Source organism: Brevundimonas sp. UBA7507, assembly GCF_002478355.1.
Lineage (GTDB): Bacteria > Pseudomonadota > Alphaproteobacteria > Caulobacterales > Caulobacteraceae > Brevundimonas > Brevundimonas diminuta_D.
Genome location: NZ_DLNP01000004.1, coordinates 145,322 through 163,160 on the forward strand (window position 1 = coordinate 145,322; position 17,839 = coordinate 163,160).

Annotated in this window: 18 protein-coding genes and 1 tRNA gene; 9 read left to right on the forward strand and 10 right to left on the reverse strand. The window is 66.5% G+C overall.

All coding sequences use genetic code 11. From position 1 onward, the window contains the following. Nucleotides 1–11: 11 nt before the first annotated feature. The 3 genes from B3D50_RS02985 to B3D50_RS02995 all read right to left on the reverse strand — a co-directional run bounded on the left by B3D50_RS02985 (nt 12) and on the right by B3D50_RS02995 (nt 1,785). Entirely contained in the window at nt 12–935 is a 924-nt protein-coding gene (locus B3D50_RS02985; RefSeq protein ID WP_286949349.1) for an AEC family transporter, read from the reverse strand. A 1-nt stretch (nt 936) separates the two neighbouring features. Beyond that, entirely contained in the window at nt 937–1,401 is a 465-nt protein-coding gene (ruvX, locus tag B3D50_RS02990; RefSeq protein WP_286949350.1) for a Holliday junction resolvase RuvX, read from the reverse strand. An 84-nt stretch (nt 1,402–1,485) separates the two neighbouring features. Beyond that, complete coding sequence (locus tag B3D50_RS02995) at nt 1,486–1,785, reverse strand: DNA-binding protein (RefSeq protein WP_286949352.1); 300 nt, start codon at nt 1,783–1,785, stop codon at nt 1,486–1,488. Nucleotides 1,786–1,956: 171 nt separating this feature from the next. Here B3D50_RS02995 and gatC point away from each other — a divergent pair, with 171 nt between their 5' ends. The 3 genes from gatC to gatB are packed head-to-tail and all read left to right on the forward strand — an operon-like array spanning nt 1,957 to nt 5,222. Beyond that, nucleotides 1,957–2,244, forward strand: a complete 288-nt coding sequence (gatC, locus tag B3D50_RS03000) for an Asp-tRNA(Asn)/Glu-tRNA(Gln) amidotransferase subunit GatC (protein ID WP_286949353.1) — start codon at nt 1,957–1,959, stop codon at nt 2,242–2,244. Between the two features lie 3 nt (nt 2,245–2,247). Then, nucleotides 2,248–3,726: an Asp-tRNA(Asn)/Glu-tRNA(Gln) amidotransferase subunit GatA gene (gatA, locus tag B3D50_RS03005; protein ID WP_286949355.1), complete on the forward strand. Its 1,479-nt coding sequence runs from the start codon at nt 2,248–2,250 to the stop codon at nt 3,724–3,726. 2 nt (nt 3,727–3,728) lie between these two features. After that, nucleotides 3,729–5,222 carry an Asp-tRNA(Asn)/Glu-tRNA(Gln) amidotransferase subunit GatB gene (gene gatB, locus B3D50_RS03010; protein ID WP_286949357.1) on the forward strand — a complete coding sequence of 498 codons (1,494 nt, stop codon included), beginning with the start codon at nt 3,729–3,731 and terminating at the stop codon, nt 5,220–5,222. A 156-nt stretch (nt 5,223–5,378) separates the two neighbouring features. Here the strand turns inward: gatB and B3D50_RS03015 are convergent, their stop codons facing one another. Both B3D50_RS03015 and B3D50_RS03020 read right to left on the reverse strand, forming a co-directional pair. Further along, complete coding sequence (locus B3D50_RS03015; RefSeq protein ID WP_286949358.1) at nt 5,379–6,329, reverse strand: RcnB family protein; 951 nt, start codon at nt 6,327–6,329, stop codon at nt 5,379–5,381. Nucleotides 6,330–6,487: 158 nt separating this feature from the next. Beyond that, a complete protein-coding gene (locus B3D50_RS03020) occupies nt 6,488–7,036 on the reverse strand; it encodes an RcnB family protein (RefSeq protein ID WP_286949359.1) in 549 nt (182 codons plus the stop codon). A gap of 217 nt (nt 7,037–7,253) precedes the next feature. Here B3D50_RS03020 and B3D50_RS03025 point away from each other — a divergent pair, with 217 nt between their 5' ends. From B3D50_RS03025 to B3D50_RS03035, 3 genes are all read left to right on the forward strand, one after another. Beyond that, nucleotides 7,254–7,556 carry a hypothetical protein gene (locus B3D50_RS03025; protein ID WP_003164659.1) on the forward strand — a complete coding sequence of 101 codons (303 nt, stop codon included), beginning with the start codon at nt 7,254–7,256 and terminating at the stop codon, nt 7,554–7,556. Between the two features lie 93 nt (nt 7,557–7,649). Then, nucleotides 7,650–7,955: an ETC complex I subunit gene (locus tag B3D50_RS03030; protein WP_003164660.1), complete on the forward strand. Its 306-nt coding sequence runs from the start codon at nt 7,650–7,652 to the stop codon at nt 7,953–7,955. A 19-nt stretch (nt 7,956–7,974) separates the two neighbouring features. Next, nucleotides 7,975–8,051 (forward strand) — tRNA-Arg (locus tag B3D50_RS03035). Here B3D50_RS03035 and metC read toward each other — a convergent pair. Then, the gene (gene metC / locus B3D50_RS03040) at nt 8,010–9,203 is read right to left on the reverse strand and encodes a cystathionine beta-lyase (RefSeq protein ID WP_286949383.1); all 1,194 of its coding nucleotides are present in this window, start codon (nt 9,201–9,203) and stop codon (nt 8,010–8,012) included. The two genes, B3D50_RS03035 and metC, sit on opposite strands and share 42 nt — an antisense overlap. A 78-nt stretch (nt 9,204–9,281) precedes the next feature. Between metC and B3D50_RS03045 the strand changes: the two genes are divergently transcribed. Both B3D50_RS03045 and B3D50_RS03050 read left to right on the forward strand, forming a co-directional pair. After that, nucleotides 9,282–10,385 (forward strand): amino acid ABC transporter substrate-binding protein, encoded by a 1,104-nt coding sequence (locus B3D50_RS03045; RefSeq protein ID WP_286949360.1) that lies wholly within the window; start codon nt 9,282–9,284, stop codon nt 10,383–10,385. 34 nt (nt 10,386–10,419) lie between these two features. Next, nucleotides 10,420–11,736, forward strand: coding sequence for a dicarboxylate/amino acid:cation symporter (locus B3D50_RS03050; RefSeq protein ID WP_286949361.1), 1,317 nt, complete (start codon nt 10,420–10,422; stop codon nt 11,734–11,736). 55 nt (nt 11,737–11,791) lie between these two features. Here B3D50_RS03050 and B3D50_RS03055 read toward each other — a convergent pair whose 3' ends face one another. Next, a complete protein-coding gene (locus B3D50_RS03055) occupies nt 11,792–12,685 on the reverse strand; it encodes a pirin family protein (protein WP_286949362.1) in 894 nt (297 codons plus the stop codon). A 60-nt stretch (nt 12,686–12,745) separates the two neighbouring features. After that, nucleotides 12,746–13,618, reverse strand: coding sequence for a pirin family protein (locus B3D50_RS03060; protein ID WP_286949363.1), 873 nt, complete (start codon nt 13,616–13,618; stop codon nt 12,746–12,748). 127 nt (nt 13,619–13,745) lie between these two features. On the opposite strand from B3D50_RS03060, the gene B3D50_RS03065 reads away from it, so the two are divergent. Then, nucleotides 13,746–14,669: a LysR substrate-binding domain-containing protein gene (locus B3D50_RS03065; protein ID WP_286949364.1), complete on the forward strand. Its 924-nt coding sequence runs from the start codon at nt 13,746–13,748 to the stop codon at nt 14,667–14,669. Here B3D50_RS03065 and metH read toward each other — a convergent pair. After that, nucleotides 14,666–17,332 (reverse strand): methionine synthase, encoded by a 2,667-nt coding sequence (gene metH, locus B3D50_RS03070; RefSeq protein WP_286949365.1) that lies wholly within the window; start codon nt 17,330–17,332, stop codon nt 14,666–14,668. The genes B3D50_RS03065 and metH overlap by 4 nt on opposite strands. Next, a complete protein-coding gene (locus tag B3D50_RS03075; RefSeq protein WP_286949366.1) occupies nt 17,332–17,832 on the reverse strand; it encodes a hypothetical protein in 501 nt (166 codons plus the stop codon). Before B3D50_RS03075 ends, metH begins: the two co-directional genes overlap by 1 nt. Nucleotides 17,833–17,839: the final 7 nt, after the last annotated feature.

Genomic DNA, 17,839 nt, shown 5'->3' on the forward strand with positions numbered 1-17,839 from the left:
ATAGGCGGGACTCAGGCCAGATGGAATAGCAGCAGCGCCATTGGAATGCCGATCACGGAGAATACCGTCGTCGCCGCGATGATCCCGGCCATCAACGGCGCGTCTCCGCCCATCTGTCGCGCCAGCACATAGGCGGAGGCGGCGCCGGGCGCCGCGCCGCACAGCAGGGCGATTCCCTGCGCCAGCTCATCGCCGCCGTACAGGCGCGCCAGCTGCCACATGGCCAGCGGCGTCACGATCATCTTGACCACGACCACGGCGCCGACCGTGACGCGGGTGCGCGCCAGTTCGCGGAAGCTGAGCCCTGCGCCCGCCACGATCAGACCCAGCGGCAGGGCGGCTGATCCCAACAGTTGCAGCGTCTCGCTTACCCCCGGCGGCTGCGGCGCGCCCGAGAAGTTCAGCGCCAGTCCCAGCAGACAGGCCAGCAGGATGGGGTTGGACATCATCGCCCGGAACAGGGCCCTGGGCGAGGCGCCCCGCTGGTCCGCGCCCCATTTGGCCAGGACGACGACGCTGAGGATGTTGCTGACCGGGATCATTGCGGCGATGACCACGGCGGCCAGACCCACTCCCGCAGGTCCGAAGGTCGCCTGTACGACCGGCAGGAAGACGAAGCTGTTCCAGCGGATCATGCCCTGAAAGACGCTGGTGTAGGCCGGGCCGCTGAGGGGCAGCAGGGGCTTGGACAGCAAGGTCAGGGTTGAAATGATGATGGACACGGTCACTGCGGCGGCGCCCGCCGCGCCTGCAGCTGAGCCCGACAGGTCCGCGTTCCAGATCGCCGGGATCAGGAAGCCGGGATAGAGGACATTGATGGCCAGCTTCTCGATCGGCCGCCAGGCGGCGTCGGGCAGATAGTGCGACTTCTTCAGGCCATAGCCGAGCGCCAGCAGCAGGAAGACCGGCAGGACGCCCGCGAGAATGGCCGCCATCTCAGCCGCGCAGCCGGTCCAGCGCGCCTTGCAGGATCCATGCGGCGGCGGTGCGGTCCACCACATCGGCGCGGCGCTTTCGCGTTAGGTCCAGTTCGTCGATCAGGAAACGCTCGACGGCGGTGGTCGACAGGCGCTCGTCCTGAAAGGCGACGTTGACTGGCCGGAACCGCTCCAGATTGCGGGCGAAGGCGCGGCACGACTGGGCGCGCGGTCCTTCGGTGCCGTCCATGTTCAGCGGCAGGCCGATGACCAGGGCCGAGACCTTGCGGCCGTCCATGATCCTGAACAGTTGTTCGGCGTCCTGGCTGAACTTGGTCTTGCGGATCAGCTCCAGCGGGCTGGCGATGATACGGCCGGTGTCGGACACGCTGACGCCGATGGTGTTCTCGCCCAGATCCAGACCCAGCCACGGGGTGTTGGGCGGGCAGGCGGCGGGCAGTTCGGAAAGGTCAAAGACAGGCACGAGGGCGCGTTAGGCCCTGCGGGCGCGCGTGTCAAAGCGTGGGGCCCTTTCCCTCCGCCGGGATGAGCGGCGAGGGAGAGTGCCTCACACGTCGTCGTCCCCGACCGGCCCGCCTTCGTTCTCCAGGTTGCGGATCGAGCGCACTTCCTTGCGGGTGAACTTCAGCCGCACGCCCAGGCCGCCGTCTTCTTCGTGCAGGAAGACGGCGCCGCCTTCCTCCAGCGCAGCCTGAAGGCGGCTGCGGGCCTCGTCGCCGGGATCGACGTTTTCGCGCTCGAAGTCGGCCAGGGCGTCCGCCGTCAGGCCGGACAGGCGGGCCACATGGTCGCGCGGCCATTGCACCAGGGCGCGCGCGGCGCGGACTTGGGGGCCGGTGATCTTCATGGTCGCGTCTCCTGTGATCTGCGCTTCATACTTAGGCGCCGCCACGGCCTTCGATAGGGGGCGTTTGGCCGCAACGGCCAAGCTCATTTCGCGCCTGCACCCAAATCCTTGTCGAAGCGGCGGCGAAACGCTAATCCCGACCCCTTAGACTCTCATGCTTTGGAGGGCCGCATGGCCATCGACGCCGCGACGGTGCGCAAGGTTGCGCATCTCGCCCGCATCAAGACCCCCGAGGACCGCCTGGAGCCGCTGGCCCAGGAGCTGAACGGCATCCTGAAGTGGATCGAACAGCTGGACGAGGTGGACGTGCAGGGCGTCGAGCCGATGACCTCCAACGTGTCTCAACCGCTTCGCCTGCGCGATGACGTGGTGACGGACGGCGACAGGGTCGCCGACGTCCTGTCCAACGCGCCCAAGTCCGCCGACGGCTTCTTCGTCGTGCCCAAGGTCGTGGAGTAAGTCATGACCGATCTGACCAAGCTGACGCTGGCCGACGCCGTCGACGGCCTGAAGGCCAAGACCTTCTCGTCCGAAGAACTGACCAAGGCCTTCCTGACCAACATCGAAGCCTCGAACCCGACGCTGAACGCCTATGTCGAGGTGACGGCGGACAAGGCGCTGGAAAAGGCGCGCGCGTCCGACGCCCGTCTGGCCAAGGGCGAGGGCGGGGCGCTGGAAGGCGCGCCGCTGGGCATCAAGGATCTGTTCTGCACCGAGGGCGTGCAGACGACCGCCGGCTCCAACATGCTGCGCGGCTTCGTCCCGCCGTATGAATCGACCGTCACCGCCAATCTGTGGCGCGACGGGGCGGTCATGCTGGGCAAGCTGAACATGGACGAATTCGCCATGGGCTCGTCCAACGAAACCTCGGCCTTCGGCCCGGTGAAGAACCCGTGGAAGTCCAAGGGCTCGAACGCCGATCTGACGCCGGGCGGCTCGTCCGGCGGTTCGGCCTCGGCCGTGGCGGCGGACCTGTGCCTGGCTGCGACCGCGTCCGACACCGGCGGCTCGATCCGCCAGCCCGCCGCCTTCACCGGCACCGTGGGCATCAAGCCGACTTACGGCCGCGCCAGCCGCTACGGCATGGTCGCCTTCGCCAGTTCGCTGGATCAGGCCGGGCCGATCGCCAAGACGGTCAAGGATTCGGCCCTGCTGCTGAACTCCATGTGCTCGTTCGACGCCAAGGATTCGACCAGCCTGGACGTCCCGACCCCCGACTGGACCCAGTCGGTCGGCCAGTCGGTCAAGGGGCTGCGCATCGGCGTGCCCAAGGAATACGTCCTCGACGGCATGCCCGCCGAGATCCAGAAGCTGTGGGAGCAGGGCGTCGCGTGGCTGAAGGCCGCCGGCTGCGAGATCGTCGAGATCAGCCTGCCGCACACCAAATACGCCCTGCCGACCTACTACATCGTGGCCCCGGCCGAGGCGTCGTCGAACCTGGCGCGCTATGACGGCATGCGCTTCGGCCACCGCGCCGAGCAGTTCACCTCTCTGGACGACCTCTATGCGACCTCGCGCGCCGAGGGTTTCGGCAAGGAGGTCCAGCGTCGCCTGACCATCGGCGCCTATGTGCTGTCGGCGGGCTTTTACGACGCCTATTACGTCAAGGCGCTGAAGGTGCGTCGCCGCATCGCCCAGGACTTCGACAATGTCTGGGGCCAGGTGGACGCCATCCTGACGCCGTCCACGCCGTCGGCCGCCTTCGCCATCGGCGACAAGCAGATCGACCCCCTGACCATGTATCTGAACGACGTCTTCACGGTGACGACCAACCTGGCCGGCCTGCCGGGCATCTCGGTCCCCGCCGGCCTCAGCGCCGACGGCCTGCCGCTGGGCCTGCAGGTCATCGGCAAGGCCCTGGACGAGGCGACCGTCTTCCAGGTGGCGGGCGCCCTCGAAGACGCGGCGGGCTTCGTCGCCAAGCCGGACCGTTGGTGGTGAGCATGACTGAGAACTCCAAACTGATCCAAGGCCGCACGGGCGCCTGGGAAATCGTCATGGGTCTGGAGATCCACGCCCAGGTCGCCTCGAACGCCAAGCTGTTCTCGGGCGCGGCGGTCGGCTTCGGCGCCGGGCCGAACGAGCAGGTGTCGCTGGTCGACGCGGGCTTCCCCGGCATGCTGCCGACCCTGAACAAGTATTGCGTCGAGCAGGCGGTGAAGTCGGGCCTGGGCCTGCGCGCCCAGATCAATCTGAAGAGCCAGTTCGACCGCAAGAACTACTTCTATCCCGACCTGCCGACCGGTTATCAGATCAGCCAGCTGTATCACCCCCTCGTGGGCGAAGGCGTGGTCGAGGTGGAGGCTGAGGACGGCAGCTTCTTCAACGTCGGCATCGAGCGCCTGCACCTGGAACAGGACGCGGGCAAGCTGATCCACGACCTGTCGCCGACCGAATCCTACGTCGACCTGAACCGGGCGGGCACGGCTCTGATGGAGATCGTCTCGCGCCCAGACATCCGCACGCCGGAAGAGGCGGTCGCCTACGTCAAGAAGATCCGGACCATCCTGATCTACCTCGGCACCTGCGACGGCGACATGGAGAAGGGCAACCTGCGCGCCGACGTGAACGTGTCGGTCTGCCGCGCCGGGAACTATGACAAGTTCAAGGAAACGGGCGACTTCAGCTTCCTGGGCACACGCTGCGAGATCAAGAACGTCAACAGCTTCCGCTTCATTTCTCAGGCGATCCAGTATGAGGCGCGCCGCCAGATCGAGATCCTCGAAGACGGCGGTTCGATCACGCAGGAGACCCGCCTGTTCGACGCGGCGAAGGGCGAGACCCGCTCCATGCGCTCCAAGGAAGAGGCGCAGGACTATCGCTACTTCCCCGACCCCGACCTGTTGCCGCTGGTGCTGGAACAGGCCTGGATCGATGACATCAAGGCCAGCCTGCCGGAACTGCCGGACGACAAGCGTCGCCGCTTCATGAGCGAATACGGCCTGTCGCAATACGACGCGGGCGTGCTGATCTCGGAGCAGGCCAAGGCCGACTATTTCGAGGCCGCCGCCAAGGGTCGCGACGCCAAGCTGGTCTCCAACTGGGTGACGAACGAGGTCTCGGCCCGCCTGGCCGCCGACGGCAAGGACTTCAGCGACAACCCGCTGCCCGCCGCCCATGTGGCCCAGCTGGTCGAACTGATCGAGACGAACGTCATCTCGTCCAAGATCGCCAAGGAAGTCTTCGACTACGTCTGGAACGGCGAGGGCAGCCCCGCCGAGGTGGTCGAGAAGCACGGCCTGAAGCAGGTCACGGACACCGGCGCCATCGAGAAGGCGGTGGACGAGATCATCGCCGCCAACCCGGACAAGGCCGCCGCTGTCGCCGAGAAGCCCCAGGCCATCGGCTGGTTCGTCGGCCAGGTCATGAAGGCCACCGGCGGCAAGGCCAACCCGGCCGCGGTGAACGACATCCTTAAATCAAAGCTGGGGCTTTGATGCTGGGGGGCTGCGGCCCCCAAACCCCCGGCTGGTCGCTAACGCTCGCGACGCGGTCGCTCGCTGCTTGAGCGACGGAGGACTGCGTCGGAGCCTTCTGACCGCAGCACGAAAAAAGGCCCCGGAGATCGCTCTCCGGGGCCTTCCTGTTTTGCGCTACCAGCGCCAGGCGTCACGGACGACTTCGATGATGTAGCCGTCGTAGTCGTCGATGAGATAGATCGCGTTGTCGACATAGACCCACCGCGTGCCCGGAGGCGGATAGCCCAGGCCGTAGGTGCGCCAGTCGTTCACCTGATAGCGCCAGAAGACGTCCGGCAGATACTGGCCGACATAGTACTGCCGGTTCCAATAGGTGCGCGGCACGCTGTAGTAGCCGTAGCCGGGCGCGAAATAGAAGCCGATGCGCACGCCGTTCCAGCTGCGGAAGCGCTGGTCATGGCGCCACCAGTCGCTGCGATGACGGCGATCCCAGTCGCGGCGCCACTGGTCGCGGTTCCAGCGGTTGTGAAACTCGCGATAGTCGCGATCCCGGTTCCAATGGCCTTGACGATCCGGTCGGTGCGGACGGTGGGCGTCTGGGCGGCCGGGCCTGTTCCTGTCCGGGCGATCGGGACGGTCCGGGCGATGTGAATCCGGTCGATTCGGCCGGTTCCAGTCGGGTCGATCCGGGCGTTGAGGGCGATCTGGACGATGATTGTCCGGTCGATTCCAGTCGGGGCGGTCGGGATGATGCCCGTCGGGCCGGTCAGGGCGATTGGGCCTGTCAGGCCGCGGTTGATCGGGTCTCTGAGGCCGGTCCGGCCGATCCGGGCGTTGTGGCCAGTCCGGTCGGTTGGGACGATCGGGGCGGTTCCAGTCCGTTCGCTGCTCTGGCCTGTGCTCCGGTCGCTGAGGGCGCTGCCCATCGGGCCGGCGTTCCGGGCGCGGGCCTTCCTGGCGCGGGCGGTCGGCGTCGCGGTGCTGGCGCTGAGGTTGGCCGCGATCAGGACGACGCGGACCGTCCTCGCGCGCCTGCGGCCGATCCTGGGCCAGAACAGCCATGGGGGCTGCGGCGGGCACGAGGAAGCTGGCGGCCGCCGCGAACATGAGAAGCGAGCGTTTCATGGTCGAAGTCCTCGCACGTCCGAATTTGGACGGCTTACGGACAGAATGGACGTTGGGCCATGAACTGCTGCTGAACGTCGATCACAGAGCATTGTCATGAAAAAGCCCCCGCAAGACAGAGCCTTGCGGGGCGAAGCGATACCTTGGTCCAGCGCGCCTTAATAGACGTCGCTCAACACGCTGGCGATCAGGCCTGTGGCGACGGCGATCAGCAGGATGTCGTTGCCGGCATGGACGTAGCGATAGCCGCGCGGAGCCGGTCTCAGATTATAAAAATAGGGGTCGTTGACGTAGTAGGAGCGATAGGCGGGCGGCAGGTAGGCGCCCGTGCGCCAGCGATAGCCGTAATAGCGAGGCTCGACCCGATAATAGCCGTGTCCCGGCGCATACCAGTAGCCGTTGCGGGCGCCGCGATAGTCGCGGAACTCGGGCCGCCCGCGCCACCAGTTATGGTTGTCACGGCTCCAGCGGTCGTAACGACGATGGTCCTGACGCCATTCGCGGCGGTCCTCACGCCACTCGCGGCGGTCTTCGCGCCACTCACGGCGGTCCTCGCGTCGATCATGACGTCGCTCACGGTGGTCGTCGCGGCGATCATGGCGCCACTCGCGGCGGTCGCCGCGATGATCCTGCGCCTGGGCCATCATGGGGGCGGCTGTGGTCGCCAGGGCGAGCGCGACGACGGCGGCCTTGGTCAGGCGGTTCATTTGGCAACTCCATTCAAGAAGCGAAATCCCTGTCTGGCGTCGACTTTCACGCTGGTCGAATGAACCGTCGCTGAACCGGCCTGTCAGCTTGCGTCCGCATGCGGACAAGGGCCGCGCTGCGTGGGGCTTGAGCGCGTTAACGCTAATTTCAAACCAACGATACTTGAATGCGTGTCCGATAGCGGGGTCAGAACGACGCCGCGGGGGAGGATTGCTGATGAATCCGCTGCATGACGATCAAGCGCCCCAGGCGCGCGACACCTTGCCCTTGCCCACGCCCGACATGGACGGCGACGCCCTGTTCCGTCTGGGTCTGGCCTATTCGGCGGGACTGGACGGATGCCCGATCGATCGGGTGTCGGCCCATATGATCTTCAACCTGGCCTCCATGAAGGGCTCGATCGAGGCGCGGGAATACCGACGCGACATCAGCCAGGAGATGGAGCACGACGAGATCGCCGAGGCCCAGCGCGCCGCACGCCGCTGGATTGACGCCGGCTCTTCTACGCTCGCCGCCTGATCCAGGCGGTCTGATGAAGTCTTGCGGCGTCTGGACCGGGCGGCGGCGGCGGGGTATGCACCCCGCGAGTTCCCCGTCCGAAGGATTCCGTCCATGCTCGCTCGCATCTATCGCCCGGCCAAGACCGCGATGCAGTCCGGCAAGGCCAAGACGCGCGACTGGCGCCTGGAGTTCGAGCCGGCCTCGGCTCGCACCATCGATCCGCTGATGGGTTGGACCAGCTCGACCGACATGAACGGCCAGGTCCGCCTGTCCTTCGACACCAAGGAAGAGGCGGTCGAATACGCCGAACGCCACGGCATCGCCTTCCGTCTGCACGAGCCGAACGAGGCGCCGGTCATCATCAAGGCCTACGCCGACAACTTCGCTACTAACCGCAAGCAGTCCTGGACGCACTAAGTCCGAACTGCGGCCCTTTGCGCCCTTAGCTCAACCGGATAGAGCACCCGCCTTCTAAGCGGACGGTTGCAGGTTCGAGTCCTGCAGGGCGCGCCATGCCTTCAATCCCTTCTCAAGATCGCCGATCAGGTCGGCGGGATCTTCCAGCCCGATATGTAGACGCAGCAACTGGCCGGACAGGTCGGGCGCATGCTGCCGATGGGCCAGTTGCGGCGTTTCGTGGGTGATCAGGCTCTCGAAGCCGCCCCAGGAATACCCCATGCCGAACAGGCCGAGCGCGCGCATGAGGGCGTGGGCCGCCGCTGTGTCGCCGCCCTTCATGACCACGCCCATCAGGGAGGCCGCGCCGTCGAAGTCGCGCCGCCACAGGTCGTGTCCGACCGAACCGGGCAGGGGCGGATACAGGACGTCGGCGACTTCCGGCTGGGCTTGCAGCCACTGCGCCACCGTCAGGGCCGAGCGCGCCTGGGCCTCGTAGCGCAGGGGCAGGGTGCGGACGCCGCGCAGCGCCAGCCAGGCGTCGTCGGGCGAGACGTGCCAGCCCATGTCCTCGATGGTGTTTGCGATGGCGCGTAGGACGGACGGCGCGCCGGCGGCGATCCCGCCCATCAGCAGGTCGGAATGGCCGCCGACGTATTTGGTCAGGGCCTGGACGCTGACGTCGAGGCCATGCGCCAGCGGACGGAAGGCCAGCCCCGCCGCCCAGGTGTTGTCCATGACCGTCAGGACGCCGCGTTCGCGACAGGCGGCGGCCAGGGCGGGGGCGTCTGCGATCTCGAAGGTCAGAGAGGCGGGCGCTTCGATCAGCAGAAGTCGGGTGCGCGGGGTGATGGCGGTCAGAACGGCCTCGGTCGAGGCGTCGGCGGGGTGGAACCGGGCGGTGATCCCGCGCGCGGCGAGGTGGCGGGTCAGGAAACGGCGCGTGGGTCCATAGACGGCGTCGGTGGTCAGCACCTCGTCGCCGGGACGCAGCAGGGCGGTCAGGGGCACGGTCACGGCCGCCAGGCCCGAGGGGACCAGGAAGGCGTCGGTCCCGCCCTCCATCTGGGCCAGCAGGGCGCGCAGCTCGCGCGCCGCGCTCGTGCCGTCGAGGCCATAGACGGGGCCGTCCGACGCATCTTGCATCCGGGCCGGATCGTCGCTGAGCATGGTGGAGGCGCGCTCCACAGGAGGATTGACCGGGCGACGGCCCTGGCCGCGCCGGGTGGCGCCGGCGATCAGCCGGGTTCGGTCGGAAATGGGCGGCATGAAGGCTCCGGCGGGTTGCGGTTCGGGGCCTAGAGGGCTCTAAACTGTTCCGGGGCGCAAGACGGAGCGGTGGATCGGATGCGGAGATGGCGAGCGACAGCAGGCGTGGCGGCGATGCTGACCCTGGCGACAGGCGCCTGTCAGAGATCGGCTGAGCCGCAGGCGCCGGAGCCGCGCGAACCTTCACGCCAGGCGCCGACCGCCGCGACCGAGACGAAGTCCAGCCCGACCCTGGCGGCGGTGCGCCAGCGCGGTCGCTTGAACTGCGGCGTGCACGAGGGGCTGGTCGGTTTCGCCTATACTGACAATCGTGGCGCCTGGCGCGGTTTTGACGTCGACTTCTGCCGCGCTACGGCGGCCGCCATCTTCGGCGATCCTGACGCCGTGCGCTTCGTGCCGTTGACGACGGAACAGCGGTTCGAGGCCCTGCGCGACGGGCGCGTGGACGTGCTGTGGCGCAACACCTCCTGGACCATGAGCCGGGATACGGGCGCGCAGCTCAGTTTCGCCGGGATCAACTACTACGACGGCCAGGGCTTCATGGTGCGCCGCGCGCTCAATCTGAGCAGCGCGGCCGAACTGAACGGCGCTCGCATCTGCGTTCAGTCCGGCTCGACCACTGAGCTGAATGTCGAGGACTATTTCCGCCGCAGGGGCATCGAGTATCGCCCCGTCGTGGTCGCCACCGAAGGCGAGGCGCGCCAAGCCTATGCGCGCGAGGAATGCGACGCCTTCACCGCCGACATCTCGGCCCTGGCGGCGGCGCGCACGACCCTGCCGAACCCGCAGCAGCACGTCATTCTGCCGGACGTTATCTCCAAGGAGCCGCTGGGGCCCGTGGTGCGTAGCGGCGACGACCGCTGGACGGCGGTTATTCGCTGGACGCTCAACGCTCTGATTTTGGCCGAGGAATTGGGCGTGACGCGTGCAAATGCCGCAGACATGGATAAGAATTCCGCAGACCCTAGAGTCCGTCGTCTGCTCGGCGACGAAGGTGACTTCGGCCCGAGCCTCGATCTGTCGAGAACATGGGCGAAAGACGCTGTTTCTGCTGGCGGAAATTACGGCGAGATATTCAATCGGAACCTGGGCTCACAGTCGTCTCTGGATCTGGAGCGCGGATTGAATGCTCAATGGTCGTCACGGCCCAGTGGGTTGATCTATGGCCTTCCTGTCCGTTAGTCCAAGGGGGTGAGGGAATAGGGGAAGGGATCGGATGGAGATCAAAGCCAAGCGCGGACTGCCGCTCCATATGTTGATGCTGATCGGGTTTCTGGTCGGTCTCACGGGCGGGCTCATCGTCAATCTGACCGTCGGAGGGGACGTCGGTTGGGTGCAGTGGCTGACCTCCAACATCACAGGACCGGCCGGGCAGATCTTCCTGCGTCTGCTGTTCATGCTGGTTCTGCCGCTGCTGTTCTCGGCCCTGGTCATCGGGGTGGCCGAGATGGGCGACCTGAAGGCTCTGGGCCGGGCGGGCTCCAAGAGCCTGGGCTTCACCGTCTTCATTTCCGCCGTGGCCGTGCTGATCGGCATGGTCATGGTCAACGTCTTCCGGCCCGGCGACGGGGTTGATCCGGCTCTGGCGCAACAACTGCTGGATCAGGGGCGCGCGGGCGCGGCCTCCATCGTCGGCAATGCGCCCAAGTCGGTGCAGGCGGGCGACTTCTTTCTGGAGCTGATCCCGTCCAACGTCTTCACGGCGGCGGCCGAGAACCAGATTTTGCCGGTGATGGTCTTCGCCCTGTTCTTCGGCGTCGGCCTGGTCATGACCAAGAGCCCGGCCACGGACCGGCTGCAACAGACCATCGAGGGGCTGTTCGAGGTGATGATGAAGCTCATCAACCTCGTCATCCGCATCGCCCCGATCGCCATCGCCTGCCTGATGTTCAACCTGGCGGCCCTGTTCGGCTGGGAGCTGCTGATCCGCCTGGGCGCGTTCGTAGCCGTAGCCGTGGGGGCCATGGCGATCCATATGTTCGTGGTCTATCCGCTGGTGATCTGGCTGATGGGGGGCATGTCGCCGCTGAAGTTCTTCCGCGACATCCGCGAGGCCATGGTGGTGTCCTTCTCCACCGCCTCGTCCAACGCCAGCCTGCCCGTGTCGCTGCGCGTGGCCGAGCAGAATCTGGGTCTGCCGCGCAAGATCGCCCGCTTCGTCCTGACTGTCGGCGCCACCGCCAACCAGAACGGCACGGCCCTGTTCGAGGGGGTGACGGTGCTGTTCCTGGCCCAGTTCTTCGGCGTCGACCTGACGCTGGGCCAGCAGGTGATCGTCATGCTGGTCTGCATCCTGGGCGGCGTCGGCACGGCAGGGGTGCCCGCCGGCTCCTTGCCGGTCATCGCCATGATCCTGGCCATGGTGGGGGTGCCGCCGGAAGGGATCGGCCTGATCCTGGGCGTCGACCGCTTCCTGGACATGTGCCGGACCTCGCTGAACGTCACGGGCGACCTGGTCGTCGCCGCCGTGGTGTCGCGCGGAGAAGAGGATACGGACGCCGACGAGCCGCCTGCTGCGCCGGCCGTCGCATAGGAAAAGCCGACGCAGGGGATACTGCGTCGGCCTTGTCCCTAGCTCCCAGTTCCGGTCAGGACATGGGCGGGGGCGGCGTCCGATCGGGGGGCAGGGGGATGAATTCCTGATCGTCCATGTCGGGCAGTTTCATGCGACCGGCGCGCCAGTCGGCCTTGGCCTGCTCGATCCGCTCCTTCGAAGACGACACGAAGTTCCATTCGATGAAGCGCTCGCCCACCGGCTCGCCGCCCAGCACCATCAGGGTGGTCGGCTGCTGCGCCACGATGATGGAGGGCAGGCCCTTTTCAAGCACGGCCATCTGACCGGGGCCGACAGGGCGGCCCTCGTCGATCTCGACCATGCCCTGGACCACATAGACGGCGCTTTCGGCGTGATCCGTCGGCGTCTGGAACCGGGCGCCCGGCTCCATCTCAAGGTGCATGTAGTGCAGGGGCGAGAAGGTGCTGACTCCGGCCTTCATGCCCATGGTCTCGCCCGCCACCAGACGGCCCTTCACGCCCCTTTCAATCCAGGTCGGCAGGTCGCTGGAGCCGACGTGCTGGAAGGACGGATCGACCTCTTCCTGACCGTCCGGCAAGGCCAGCCAGGCCTGAATGCCCTCCAGCCGCAGCCCCTCCATGCGGGCGCGCTCGAACCGCTCGGAGTGGGTGACGCCGCTGCCTGCGGTCATCCAGTTGACCTCGGCCGGGCGGATATCCTGCTGGACGCCCAGGCTGTCGCGGTGGGTGATCTCGCCGTCGAACAGATAGGTCAGGGTCGAGATGCCGATGTGCGGGTGCGGTCGCACGTCGACCGTCTTGGGGATGCCAGCGGGCATGTCCACCGGCCCCATGTGGTCGAAGAAGACGAAGGGACCGACCGCGCGACGCTTGGCGAAGGGCAGGACGCGGCCGACCTCGAAGCCACCGAGATCCTTGCGGCGCTGGTCGATGATGAGTTCGATCATGGCTCTTTCCTCGAATGGGCGGCGACCCGGTCATTGCCGGGCCGCCTGTTGTTCAGTCTGTCACGCGGCGGCGGGGATGTCGCCGAAGCGGCCGCTGTTGAAGTCCGTGATAGCGGTGCGAATCTCGTCCTCGCTGTTCATCACGAAGGGGCCGTAGCCGACGATGGGCTCGTCGATCGGCTCTCCGGTCAGGATCAGCAGGGTCGTGTCCGCATCGGCGCTCAGGGTGACGCTGTCGCCCTTGCGGTCCAGCAGCAGGGCCTCGGCGGCGCCGGCCGGCTGGTCGCCGTTGACGGTGACATGGCCTGACAGAACCACCACCATGGCCGTATGGCCTTCGGGCAGGTCCAGCGTCGTCTCGGCGTCCCGGTTCAACCGCACGTCCCACACATTGATGGGCGTGAAGGTGCTGGCCGGGCCTTTCGAGCCGTCCATCGCGCCCGCGATGATCCGGGCCGTGCCTGCGTCGTCCGGCAGGGAAACGGTCGGAATGTCGGCGTTCAGGATCGACTGGTAGCCGGGACGGGTCATCTTGTCCTTGGCGGGCAGGTTGACCCACAGCTGAACCATGCGGAACGGGCCGCCGGTGCGCGAGAAGGCCGGGGAGTGGAACTCCTCGTGCAGGATGCCGCCGCCCGCCGTCATCCACTGGACGTCGCCGGGGCCGATGATCCCGCCCTGGCCGGTCGAGTCGCGATGCTCGACCTCGCCGTCATAGACGATGGTCACGGTCTCGAAGCCGCGGTGCGGATGCTGGCCCACGCCGCGCCGCTCGGTCGTCGGCTCGAAGTTGTACGGACCGGCGTAGTCGAGCAGCAGGAAGGGGCTGACCTGTTTGCCTGCGGCGTTGTAGGAAAACAGCGAACGGACGGGGAAACCGTCGCCGACCCAATGGCCGCGGTCGTTGCCGTAACGGCCCAGAACCTTCTTCATGGTCTTGTCTCCATTCGATGGACCGGCCGTCAGAAGAAGAGGCCGATCGCGTTGAAGACCTTATGCCTGCGAAACGATGAGGCGGGCAGATTGCGAAATCGCCTCGCTGCGTTCTATCAATAGGACGATGAGAGACCTCAACGACCTCTATTATTTCGTGCAGGTGGTGGATCACCACGGCTTCGCTCCGGCGGCGCGAGCGCTGGGCATGCAGAAGTCCAAGCTCAGCCGCCGCATCGCCGCGCTGGAAGACCAGTTGGGCACGCGGCTGATCCAGCGCTCATCACGCAAATTCTCGGTCACAGAGATCGGGCTGGCCTATTATCAGCACTGTCTGGCCATGCTGATCGAGGCCGAGGCGGCGCAGGCCTTGATCGACGGCGCCCGGTCCGAGCCGTGCGGCACGATCCGCGTCGCCTGCGCGCCGGGTCTGCTGACCTATCAGATGAGCAGTCTGATCGTCCGCTTCATGGCCCTGTTTCCCGATCTGGACGTGCAGTTGCACAGCACCAGTCGCCGGGTGGACGTCATCGGCGAGGGCTTCGACCTGGCGATCCGCGTCCGCGAGCCGCCGCTGGAACAAACCGATCTGGTCATGCGCAAGCTGGACGAGAGCGTGCATCGTCTGGTCGCCAGTCCGGACCTGATCGCCCGCATGGGACGGCCGACCGGCCCGGCCGATCTGGCGGGCTGGCCCAGCCTCGACTTCGGCCCGGCGCACCGTGACCACGTCTGGGCGCTGCATCACGTCGAAGGCATGACGGCCTCGGTGCGACACGCGCCGCGTCTTGTGACCGACGACCTGCACATGCTGCACGAAGGCGCAGTTCATGGTCTGGGCGTGGCCCTGCTGCCGACGGTGGCCGTCGCCCGCGATCTGGACGCCGGGAAACTAGTCGACCTGCTGCCGGACTGGCGACCGAAGAAGTGGATCGTCCACGCCGTCTTCCCGTCGCGACGCGGCCTTCTGCCGTCCGTGCGTATGCTGCTGGACTTCCTCGTCGCAGGCTGCGCCGAACAGCAGGCGCACGGCGAAAGGCCTGCCGCCTAGGCCGCGTCGTTCCGTGCGACAGCGTCGGGGTCGTAGTTCAGGATCGGCGCCAGCCAGCGCTCGGCCGTCTCCACGTCCCAGCCCTTGCGGGCGGCGTAGTCCTCGACCTGATCGCGGTCGATCTTGCCGACGCCGAAATAGTGGCTGCCCGGATGGCCGAAGTAGAGGCCGCTGACCGAGGCCGGGGGCGACATGGCGAAGGATTCCGTCAACTCCATCCCGGCGTTGGCGCCTGCGTCCAGCAGGCGGAACAGGGTGGCCTTCTCCGTGTGGTCGGGCTGGGCCGGATAGCCGGGAGCGGGGCGGATGCCCTGATACTTTTCCTCGATCAGATCCTGCACCGAGGTCTGTTCGTCGGGGACATAGCCCCACAACTGGGTGCGGACCTCCTTGTGCAGACGCTCGGCGAAGGCTTCGGCCAGGCGGTCGGCCAGGGCCGTGGCCATGATGGCGGAATAGTCGTCGCCCGCCGCCTTGAACTCGGCGGCCTTTTCCAGTTCGCCGTGACCGGCGGTGACGGCGAAGGCGCCCAGATAGTCGGCGCCGTCCTCGGCCACGAAGTCGGACAGGCACAGGTTCGGCTTGCCGTTGGACTTCTTGATCTGCTGACGTAGGCCGTGGAAGCGGGCGGCTTCGGTCGTCCGGGTTTCGTCGGTCCAGACCACCACGTCGTCGTCGCGGGCGTTGGCGGGCCAGAAGCCTACGACGCCCTTGGCGGTGAACCATTTCTCTTCGACGATGCGCTTCAGCATTCCTTGCGCGTCGCGGAACAGGTCGCGGGCGGCCTCGCCGACGATTTCGTCTTCCAGGATCAGCGGATAACGGCCGATCAGCTCCCAACTGGCGAAGAAGGGCGTCCAGTCGATGTGGTCGGCCAGATCCTGAAGATCCCACGCCTCATAGGCGCGCACGCCGAGGAAGGAGGGCGCCGGGGCAGGGTTCTGCGCCTCATCAGGTCGCCAGCGGTTGTCGCGCGCCTGTTGGATGGTGGCGCGGGCCTTCACTTCCTGGCCGCGGGCGTATTGCTCGCGAATGCGGATGTATTCGTCGCGGGTGGCCGCCTCGTTCTTGGCCTTGTCGGTGGGGGACAGCAGGCCCGACACCACGCCGACCGCCCGGCTGGCGTCGATGACATAGGTGGTCGAGCCCTTGCGATAGGCCGGTTCGATCTTCACCGCCGTATGGGTGCGGCTGGTCGTTGCGCCTCCGATCAGCAAGGGAATGTCGAAGCCGCGCCGCTCCATCTCGGCGGCGACGAAGGTCATTTCGTCCAGCGACGGCGTGATCAGGCCCGACAGGCCGATGATGTCGACCTTGTGCTCGATGGCGGCGTCCAGGATGCGGTCGGCCGGGACCATGACGCCCAGGTCGACGACCTCGTAATTGTTGCACTGAAGCACGACGCCGACGATGTTCTTGCCGATATCGTGGACGTCGCCCTTGACCGTGGCCATCAGAATCTTGCCTGCGGCCTGCCGCTCCTGACCTGCCTTTTCGGCCTCCATGAAGGGCTCCAGATGGGCGACGGCCTGCTTCATCACCCGCGCCGACTTCACCACCTGGGGCAGGAACATCCGGCCCGAGCCGAACAGGTCGCCGACCACGTTCATGCCGTCCATCAAGGGGCCTTCGATGACGTGCAGCGGGCGTTCGGACGCCTGACGGGCTTCCTCCGTGTCCTCGACGATATAGTCGGTGATGCCGTGGACCAGGGCGTGTTCAATGCGCTTGGCGACCGGGGCGTCGCGCCACTTCAGGTCCACGACCTTGGCCGCGCCCTTTTCGCCCTTGTAGCGGGGGGCCATGTCGACCAGCCGCTCGGTGTTGGACACGTTTGTCCGCTGCGGCCGGTTCAGGATCACGTCCTCGACCGCCTCGCGCAGTTCGGCGTCGATGTCGTCATAGACCGGCAGGTCGCCGGCGTTGACGATTCCCATGTCCATGCCGGCGTTGATGGCGTGGTACAGGAATACGCTGTGGATGGCCCGGCGCACCGGCTCGTTGCCGCGGAAGCTGAACGAGACGTTCGACACGCCTCCCGAGACGCGGGCGTGGGGCAGGGTCGCCTTGATGGCCCGGACCGCCTCGATGAAGTCGACGGCGTAGTTGTCGTGCTCCTCGATCCCCGTCGCCACGGCGAAGATATTGGGGTCGAAGATGATGTCTTCGGGCGGGAAGCCGACCTCGTTGACCAGGATGTTGTAGGCGCGGGTGCAGATCTCGATCTTGCGCGCGGCGGTGTCGGCCTGACCCACCTCGTCGAAGGCCATGACCACGACGGCGGCGCCGTAGCGCAGGCACTTGATCGCGTGCTCGCGGAAGGCGGCCTCGCCCTCCTTCATCGAGATCGAGTTGACGATCGGCTTGCCCTGAACGCACTTCAGGCCCGCCTCGATGACCTCCCACTTGGAGCTGTCGATCATCACCGGCACGCGGGCGATGTCGGGCTCGGCCGCGATCAGGTTGAGGAAGGTGCGCATGGCGACGGCGCCGTCCAGCAGGCCCTCGTCCATGTTGATGTCGATGATGGCCGCGCCCGCCTCGACCTGCTGGCGGGCGACATCGAGGGCGGCGGCGTAGTCGCCATCGACGATCAGTTTGCGGAACTTGGCCGAGCCGGTGACATTGGTCCGCTCGCCGACGTTGATGAAGATGGGACGCATCAGTTTACCGGCAATTTGCGAAGCATATGAAGAATGTAGGCGGCTCGGAAAGTTGTCTCGCCGGCTAGCTCGGCCCTTAGGCTCGAAGCCAGATCCACAACGGCCCCGCTTCGATCACCGTCAGCCGCTAGACGCCACGCGGCCTCGCGGCTGCCACGGAGTACGAATTGTTCCATGGCGTCGGACGGAAGTTCGTACTCCCAATCCATGCCGAGTTGGCCGATCCAGTTGCGCCAGACCTCGGCGTCATCTTCGTGCCCTAACGCTCGCAAGCGATCGAGCATGACGTGGAAACGCTGCCGCGCGGCATCCATCTCGTCATTCGATAGTCCATTGCCTGGCCCCACGCCGGGGTCGGTGCTGTCGAAGAATATGAAGAGGGCGCGGAGCGTCGTCGGCACATCAAAGGGCTCGCCAGCCTCAAATGCCCGCCAGTAGAGGTTTCCGGCTTCGACGAAGCGCTCGGCGCAATCGGCCTCGTATGCCCGGGCCAGCAACAACGGACTG